The organism is Acinetobacter lwoffii (genome assembly GCF_024129435.1).
GTDB classification, from domain to species: Bacteria; Pseudomonadota; Gammaproteobacteria; order Pseudomonadales; family Moraxellaceae; genus Acinetobacter; species Acinetobacter lwoffii_F.
On sequence record NZ_JAMXXN010000082.1, the window covers coordinates 1 to 426 of the forward strand.

Annotated in this window: 1 tRNA gene; it reads right to left on the reverse strand. The window is 39.7% G+C overall.

Annotated elements, in window-relative coordinates:
- Positions 1 to 335 precede the first annotated feature (335 nt).
- Positions 336 to 411 (reverse strand) — tRNA-Ala (locus tag NI455_RS15400).
- Positions 412 to 426: the final 15 nt, after the last annotated feature.

A 426-nucleotide genomic window follows, 5' to 3' on the forward strand; every position in this document is an offset into this window, starting at 1 on the left:
CGCTCATACAGTTGGCGTTTGTGCACTTAAGCACCGTACAGCTTCAATTAGATTCATATACCAAAACGCTTGATTCAGTTAATTTCGCTAGTAACTCATTTCAATCACAGTCATTAACAAGTCATAAATGACTGTTAACTTCCGTTCTATCTATGAGTATGAACAAATTATTTCAACTCAAATATATTCTGTTAATGATTTTTCCAGCCTTCGTCAGGTCAGGAAACTGTGATAAATCACAGAGGTTAATAACAATGCCGCGCATTATACGCTGCTTTATCACTAAGCTCTATAAGCTATCAAACCGTTTGCTTATTCCGTATCCGAAAGATACGTGGTGGAGACTAGGAGAGTCGAACTCCTGACCTCCTGCGTGCAAAGCAGGCGCTCTACCAACTAAGCTAAGTCCCCAGCTTATCAATAAGT